The organism is Ruthenibacterium lactatiformans (assembly GCF_000949455.1).
Classification (GTDB): Bacteria; Bacillota; Clostridia; order Oscillospirales; family Ruminococcaceae; genus Ruthenibacterium; species Ruthenibacterium lactatiformans.
In genome coordinates this window covers 1-2889 of sequence record NZ_JXXK01000079.1, presented here as the reverse complement: position 1 = coordinate 2889, position 2889 = coordinate 1, and the positions used below count along the sequence as shown (strand labels likewise).

The window sequence follows — 2889 nt, the reverse complement described above, 5'->3', positions numbered from 1 at the left end:
GACGCGGACAGCGGCGTGAAAGGCTATGCGGTCACCACGGAGGAAAAAGCGCCCGCGCTGGACAGCTTTAGCACCGGCACTCCCAAGGTAGACCACAACGGCGTTTACTACATCTGGGCGGCGGACAAGGCGGGGAATATTTCCTCTGCCGCAAAGGTGAACGTCACCGCGCTGGATATCGTGCCGCCCGTTGTGGTAAAGGTGGAGACACAGCGCACCTGGGACGCCACAGAAAATTGGGCGAAGGTGACGGCGCAGGACGATAACAGCGGCGTTGTGGCCATCGGCTGGGAACGGGCCGAAAAAGATATGGGAAGCCGTCATGCTCCTGACCCGATCACCTGGGTGGATTCCACGGCGGAAGCGGCCTTCATTTTCACCGGGAACGGAAGCTACAACGCCTATGCACGCGACCTGGCAGGCAATGTGTCCGGGCCGTATCCGTTCATCATCGACCACATCGATAAGCATTCGCCGGTCATTGATTCTGTGGAGTGGGCCAAGGGCTGGAGCCAAAGCAAGACCATTACGGTAAAAGCCCATGATACGGAATCCGGCCTTGGGCAGTATGCGGTGACGCGCACGGCGGACCGCCCCGCTGAGTGGCAGGACAGCAATGTGTTCGCCAACATCACGGAAAACGGCACGTACTATCTGTGGGCGAAGGATAACGTGCAGCGCGTGTCCGCGGACGCGGATGCGGATGGCGACGGCGGCGATGGCGGAGAGGGTACGCCCGACCCCGGTCCCGAAGAGATCGTCATCGACACCATCGACCGTTCAAAGCCTGTGATGGACGATATCCTGCATTCGGCAGCGGACAACGCGCCCGCGGGGATGTTCTCCTATCCGCATTTCAATGAAGTGGACCGTCCGGAGCTGCTGGCCCACGATCTGGCCGATGACGGCTGGATGGACAGCGGCATCAAGGCGATCTATTACCAATTTGCCGCAGATGAAGATTCTCTCGAAGCAGATTGGCTGACCTATGACGAGCTGGACAAGCCCGCCATGCGGGAGGAATACTTCGGAAACATCTACGCGAAGGCGGAGGACAACGCGGGGAATGTGTCCGACGCCATTTTTGCAGGCTTCATGTTCGAGCAGACCGAGCCTGTGGCGGAGAAAACCCTGACCCCGGATCACTGGACGAACGGGACGGTGGAAATCGACCTGTCCACGGACGATAACCTGTCGGGCGTGCGGGACATCACCCTGCCGGACGGCAGCGTCGTGGATGCCACGCAGGCGAAGTACACGGTGGACAAAAACGGCGTGTACAATTTCTCTGTGCGCGATTACTGCGGCAACATTCTGTCCTGTCCCGTGGAAGTGAGCAACATCGACCAGCTTGCGCCGGCCGCGGACTATGAGGTGATCCCCGGTGACTGGACGAACAGGCCCGTGACCATCCGGGTGACGGCTGCAGACCCGGAGCCGGAGGACGGCTATGCGCCCAGCGGCGTCCAGTCCATCACGATGCCGGACGGCACGGTGGTGGAAGGCGATACCGCGGATTTCGTTGCGGACGCCAATGGAAAATACGACTTCATCATCACAGACAATAGCGGGAACACGGCCACACTGCACGCGGAAGTGGGCAATATGGACACCGCGCGCCCGTCTGTGGATTTCCATTTTGAGCCGCTGGACAGCGGCGACCGAACCATCATCATGGAATATGGCAAAACCGAGTATTACAATTATGACCTTATCCTGAATGCCAAAGCCGAGGACGTCGGTTCCGGCGTTGACCAATATGAGTACAAAGTTGGCAGCGGGAAGTGGACGGTGTTCGACCCGGCAGACCCGCCGAAGTTCAGGGAAGAGCAGATCAGCTATATTAGGGTGCGCGTTTGGGACATCGCCGGGAACGTGAGCGAGGAAAAGGAGCGCGACATCGTGCTGGACAAAACGCCGCCCACGGCTTCGCATACGCTGACGCCGGGCAAGGACGGAAAGGTGAACATCAACCTGGGAACGGATGGCAGCATCTGCGGCGTCCAGTCCATCACGCGGCCGGACGGCAGCGTGGTATACGGTAGGGACACGCTTGTGTTTGAAGTGGACCAAAACGGAGACTACGATTTTTTCGTGTGGGACCGGTGCGGGAACCTGCTGAAGTACACCGTGCCGGTCGACAGCTTCGCAGCGCCTGTGAAGCCGGAGCCTGCGCCCTCTGAGCCGGAGGAGCCGAAGCCGGAACCCGAACCGGAGTCGAAGCCAGATCCGGAGCCGGAAGGCCCGGCGGCACCGGTGGAGGCCCCTGTGCAGGAGGACGCCCGCGCGTTGACGCTGGCCGACCTTGCCTGTACGCTGCTTTCCATTCTGTTTGCAGTCCTTGTGTGGCTGCGCGGGAAAGAAGACGGCGGTGAAGATGTAGACAATGAAAATGAGCGGGCTGAACGCATGGATAAAGAAGCGGAAGAAGATGAGCCGCGGGGTTACGCTGTGCAGAAAACCGTGAATGCGGTGCTGGCGGTACTGTCTGTGGTATTGTTCTTCCTCACGCAGCCGCTTGTATGGCGCTTCCGATTGGTGGACTGGTGGACGGTGCTGTTCGTGCTGCTGTGCGGCACGGCGCTGGCCATGCTCATCTGGAAGCGCAAACAGGAAAACAGCCCTGAAGAAATTGATGAAGAAAACATGGAGGATTTTGCAGAATGAAAATAATCGTATCACTGGCCCTTGCGGGCCTCATGTCCATTTCCGCGCTGCTTCCCACGCTGGCGGCACAGGAAACGGAGAACGTATCCATCGCAGGCAGTTCCAGCATTTCGGGAAGTGTGGTGCCGGATGAAAGTGTTACGTCCAGCTCCAGCAGTACAGAAGATGAAAGCACTGCGCCGGAGTCCGGCAGCAATGCAGAGGCTGATGTTTCGCAGTCTG

1 protein-coding gene and 1 pseudogene are annotated in these 2889 nt (G+C 59.3%); both read left to right on the top strand.

Annotated features, from left to right (window positions below; genetic code table 11):
* Positions 1–2667: FILTED domain-containing surface protein (locus TQ39_RS21370; RefSeq protein WP_478002460.1), on the top strand; the 2667-nt coding region annotated here is incomplete at its 5' end.
* Positions 2664–2889, top strand: a pseudogene (locus TQ39_RS19695) (hypothetical protein); the annotation flags it as partial. The gene TQ39_RS21370 and the pseudogene TQ39_RS19695, both read left to right, overlap by 4 nt.